5 protein-coding genes are annotated in these 4,237 nt (G+C 68.1%); 1 reads left to right on the forward strand and 4 read right to left on the reverse strand.

The window, feature by feature from the left end; genetic code table 11:
- The 3 genes from FVW27_RS09155 to FVW27_RS09165 form a co-directional block, all read right to left on the reverse strand.
- Positions 1-501, reverse strand: a 501-nt coding sequence (locus FVW27_RS09155; protein ID WP_243838315.1) for a bifunctional nuclease family protein, incomplete at its 3' end; no start/stop codon positions are given.
- A 143-nt stretch (positions 502-644) separates the two neighbouring features.
- Entirely contained in the window at positions 645-2,111 is a 1,467-nt protein-coding gene (gene miaB / locus FVW27_RS09160) for a tRNA (N6-isopentenyl adenosine(37)-C2)-methylthiotransferase MiaB (protein WP_167124520.1), read from the reverse strand.
- Positions 2,112-2,185: 74 nt separating this feature from the next.
- Positions 2,186-2,434 carry a hypothetical protein gene (locus FVW27_RS09165; protein WP_167124522.1) on the reverse strand — a complete coding sequence of 83 codons (249 nt, stop codon included), beginning with the start codon at positions 2,432-2,434 and terminating at the stop codon, positions 2,186-2,188.
- A 320-nt stretch (positions 2,435-2,754) separates the two neighbouring features.
- On the opposite strand from FVW27_RS09165, the gene FVW27_RS09170 reads away from it, so the two are divergent.
- Positions 2,755-2,964, forward strand: coding sequence for a heavy-metal-associated domain-containing protein (locus tag FVW27_RS09170; RefSeq protein ID WP_167124524.1), 210 nt, complete (start codon positions 2,755-2,757; stop codon positions 2,962-2,964).
- Positions 2,965-3,116: 152 nt separating this feature from the next.
- Here the strand turns inward: FVW27_RS09170 and FVW27_RS09175 are convergent, their stop codons facing one another.
- Positions 3,117-4,151 carry a GNAT family N-acetyltransferase gene (locus tag FVW27_RS09175; protein WP_167124526.1) on the reverse strand — a complete coding sequence of 345 codons (1,035 nt, stop codon included), beginning with the start codon at positions 4,149-4,151 and terminating at the stop codon, positions 3,117-3,119.
- Between the last annotated feature and the right edge of the window lie 86 nt (positions 4,152-4,237).

Consider the following 4,237-nt stretch of genomic DNA (forward strand, 5'->3'; position numbering starts at 1 on the left):
GCTCTTCCGATCGCGCACGTCGCGCCGGGCGGTTTCCTCGCGGGCCATGGACGATGCGGCGTCGGTGGGGCGGCGGGCGGCGTTTTCGTCCAGGTTGGGGCGCAGGCGGTCTTCGGCGGCGCGGCGCAGCACGTCCTCGCTGACGAAGATGGGCACGTCGGCCCGCAGGGCCAGGGCTATGGCGTCGGAGGGGCGACAGTCCACGCGGATGCGCGAGCCGTTCAGCAGGATGTCCAGTTCGGCGAAGTAGGTGCCGTCGCGCAGGTCCACCACGTCCACGGCCACCAGTTGCGCCCCCAGCGAACGCAGGGTGTTCAGCAGCAGGTCGTGGGTGAGCGGGCGCGGCACGTCCACGCTGTTGAGCGCTATGGATATGGCCATGGCTTCCATGGCCCCTATCCAGATGGGCAGCAGTTCCTCCCCGGCCTCTCGGCGCAGGACGAGGATCGGCGCCTTGGTGGCGTCGTCCAGCGACAGCCCCACGACCTTCATTTCTATCATGGGATACCTGCCTGTGCGCCCCTGCGGGCGTCTTCGCATGGTGCTTGAGCCTGCCCGGTCAGCACGGTCAGCCCGGTCAGCCCGCTCGGACTGGCCAGTCTGGCCTGAACGGGCCTGCGGACCGATGCGGCGCCGGAAGCGGATCATGCCCTCAGTACTCCGCGCAGCGAATGTTTCTTGGCCTCGACGATGGTCACCGGCACGATCTGGCCCAACCAGCCTTCCGACCCACCCACCGTACGGGGGGGCATCACCACGTTGACGGCCTGGCCGTAGGGGTCGCGCCCCTGCCAGCTTTCGCCGCCGGGGGTGCCTGCAACGCCGTCATGCACGCCATCGGGTCCGGCTTCATGCCCCGTCGGGGCTGCCATGCCGGGCTTGCGGCTCATGCCGTCCAGCAGCACCATTGTGTGCAACCCTACCATGTTCCGCAAGCACTGTTCAGTATAATCATTTTGCCATTCCTGCAGACGGGCCAGGCGGGCGGCCTTTTCGGCGGCGTCCAGTTTGCCGGGCAGCATCTCCGCGCGGGTGCCGGGCCTGTCGGAATAGCAGAACGAGAAGCTGGCGGCAAAGCCCACGGCCCGCATGGCGGCCAGGGTGTCCTCGAAGTCCTGTTCCGTTTCGCCGGGAAAGCCCACGATGATGTCGGTGGAAAGCTGTATGTCCGGGCGGGCCGCCTTCAGCCGGTGCACGATATCCATGTACCGGGCCATGTCGTACTTGCGGCCCATGGCCTTCAGGATGCGGTCCGACCCGGATTGCATGGGCAGGTGCAGGCGCGGGCACAGGTTGTCCAGCGTGCCGAAGGCGTCAATGACCTCCGGCGCGATGTCCTTGGGGTGCGGCGTGACGAAGCGCAGCCGGTCAAGGCCTGGCAGCGCGGCCACGCGGTGCAGCAGTTCGGCGAAGGTCACGGCCTTGCCGTCACCCGCCGCCATCGCCATGGTCGCCATGGTAGCTTGGCGGGCGGCTTCCGCGTCCTGCCCGTAGGAATTGACGTTCTGGCCGAGCAGGGTGATTTCCCTGGCGCCGCGCTCCACCAGTTCCGCGCATTCGCGCACCACCGCGTCCGCCGCGCGCGACTTCTGGCGGCCCCGCGTGTACGGCACGATGCAGTAGGCGCAGAAGTTGTCGCAGCCCTGCATGATGTTCACGAAGGCGGAAGGCGGCACCGGCCCGGCGTCCAGTTGGGCGTCGCGCTCGGGGTATTCCTCGGAAAAGTCCAGCAGCGAGACGCGCAGGCCCGGTTCCGCGCACAGCCGTTCGATGGCCTGCGGGGCCATGGACGAGCCGTCGCCGCCGAACACCAGGCGCACCTGCGGAAAGCGGGTGAAGAACCCGGAGCCGATCTGCTGGGCCACGCAACCGCCCACCACGGCAAAGGCGTCGGGCAGCTTGCGGGTGGCCTGGCGGATGCGCCCGAGCACGCTGTAGACCTTCTGCTCAGGCTTGTCGCGTACCGAGCAGGTGTTGACGATGTTCACGCGGGCCTTGCCCAGGGGGGCTTCCGTAAAGCCGCGCGCCACAAGGGCTCTGGCCAGCCAGTCGGAATCGTTGACGTTCATCTGGCAGCCAAAGGTCAGGATATGAAAGGTACGGTCGCTCATGGTCCGGTGGTATGCTGGTGGAAGGCCGGGGCGGCCCGGCACGGGTGAATGAAGGGGGTGGCGGCGGCGCCGGGCTATTCGATGCCCTTGCCGTCGGCGGATGCCTGGGCCTGTTCGCGTCGGGCCTTCGTGCGTGCGTCCTCGCGGCCGCTGTGCTCGCCCGCCAGGTAGAACAGGGCGATGGGGGCGATCAGGCAGACCGCGCACCACAGCAGCGGGTTGCGGCCCTGCCGCCGGGCCAGTACCGCCGCGCCAATGCCCGCGCACGCCCAGATGAGCGCCATGTAGACGTAGCCGGAAGGAGTGAAGTCCAGTTCAAGCATGGGGTGCGGGGGTTGCGGTGCAGGGGATGGCTGATGGCGTCACCGGCCGCGTCGCCGTGGACGGAGGAGCGTCCGGTGCCTGCCGTTTGGCGGCGGCCGGGAAACTTCCGCGAAACATCGCCACGGTTCGGCGGTTCCTTGAGGTAAGGCATTCACGGGGGGTGCGCAAGGGGTCAAATCCTACTTGCACAGTAGGATAAAAGCGGTATAGTCTCGGCATTGAAGACGAAGTGTCGTCGCGCGCCGGTGACTGCCCCGGCGTTTCCCTTCACATCGTGCGCCGCGCTTGCGGCATACCGCCCACGCGGGGAGGATTTCCCATGAAGAAGTACAAGGTGAAGGGGCTGCAAAGCCCGGACTGCGCCGCCACCGTGACCACTTCCATCCAGACCAAGGCCGGGATCGAGGAAGTGAACGTGAACCTGGCCACCGGCGAAATCACCTACGGCCCCGCGGTATGCGTGGATACGCGCATGCTGCGCGAAGCCGTGGAAAGCGCCGGGTACACGCTGGAAGAAGAAGAGGTGTAGCCGTATCCATTGGCGTGCGCGCCGGATCGAGGGTTGGCGGGCACCACGGTGCAGGTTTTGCTTCGCATGAAGGGGCGGGGGCACAGGCCCACGCCCCTTCGATATTCTGGCGGGTTTGCGGCGCGGCGATGGGCCGTGTGCAGCCGTGCGGGCTACTGCTCCTGTTCCGCCTGTCCCGGCTGTTCTGCCGGCACGGCAGGTTCAGGGCCATCCTTGACCAACTGGTAGTAGGGCAGGATGTCCGCCCCGAAGCTGAGCTTGAACCAGCCCCGGCGGGGGCTGTTCACCCCTTCCAGGTCCACCTCGGTCACGCCCGCGCGGGCCAGCTGGCCGAAGGCGTCCCACAGCACGGCGGTGCCGCAGGGGGTGTTGCGCAGGTGCGGATCGCCCGCGCCGAACAGGTAGTAGGCACGCTTGCTGTCCATGCCGAACAGGGCCATGGCCGCCAGTTCCCCTTCCGGCGTGCGGGTGGCGAACAGCCGCCCGAAGCCGCCCGCCAGCACGGCGGCGGCCAGGTCGCGCAGCTCGTCCAGCCGTTCGCGCTCCACCTCGATGCCCTGGCGGCCCATGGTCAGGGCGTAGAAGGCGGAAAGGTCTTCGGGCGTTGCGTCTTCGGTGGTGCGCACGCCGGTCTTCAGCGCCTTGCGCACTTCCTGGCGGCGCGAATAGGAAATTTCCGGAAACAGCGGCACGTCTTCCGGCGCGGCGGCATCGGCAAAGCCCGTCAGGCTGGCGTAGGCGGTATAGCGCACGTCGGCCGCGTAATGGGGGGCGTCGTCCCTGCCGTAGTTGTGCCACAGGAAGGGCCGGATGTCGGTGACCTGCGGCGACAGGGCCAGTTCCACCCGCTCGTAGCGGCGCGACAGGGCGGCGGCCACGTCCGTGGCGATCTCGAACCGCTCGGACAGCACCGTGGAGCGGTTCTGCTTGTTGGCGGGCGGCGCGAACAGGATGCCGTTGTGGATGACGAAATCATGCTGCACGGCGCACGATCCGTCCGCCGATTCTGTGACGGCCACGGCGGCGCGGCGCTCGTTGCCGTTCATGCACCAGTACAGGCGGCTGGGCTGGCGCACGGCGGCAAGATACGCGGACAGCGAGAAGATGGTGCCGTTGGGGGATGCCTCGACAAAGGCGTCCCACTGGGCGCCGGGGGTGGTCTCTTCGAGACGGTATTGCGTGGTCACGGGGGCTCCGTTGGGTGGCGCGGGAAGGCAACCGGGCCGCGCGCAACGCGCGGCGCACCGGTGGGCGCGGGAGCGTCGCCCGCAGC

Origin of the sequence: Nitratidesulfovibrio liaohensis (assembly GCF_011682075.1) — a bacterium.
In the GTDB taxonomy this organism is placed as follows: domain Bacteria; phylum Desulfobacterota; class Desulfovibrionia; order Desulfovibrionales; family Desulfovibrionaceae; genus Cupidesulfovibrio; species Cupidesulfovibrio liaohensis.

Coding starts and splice junctions, on each gene's coding strand:
- miaB (WP_167124520.1), bottom strand. CDS start 2,111: ATGAGCGACCGTACCTTTCATATCCTGACCTTTGGCTGCCAGATGAAC.
- FVW27_RS09165 (WP_167124522.1), bottom strand. CDS start 2,434: ATGCTTGAACTGGACTTCACTCCTTCCGGCTACGTCTACATGGCGCTC.
- FVW27_RS09170 (WP_167124524.1), top strand. CDS start 2,755: ATGAAGAAGTACAAGGTGAAGGGGCTGCAAAGCCCGGACTGCGCCGCC.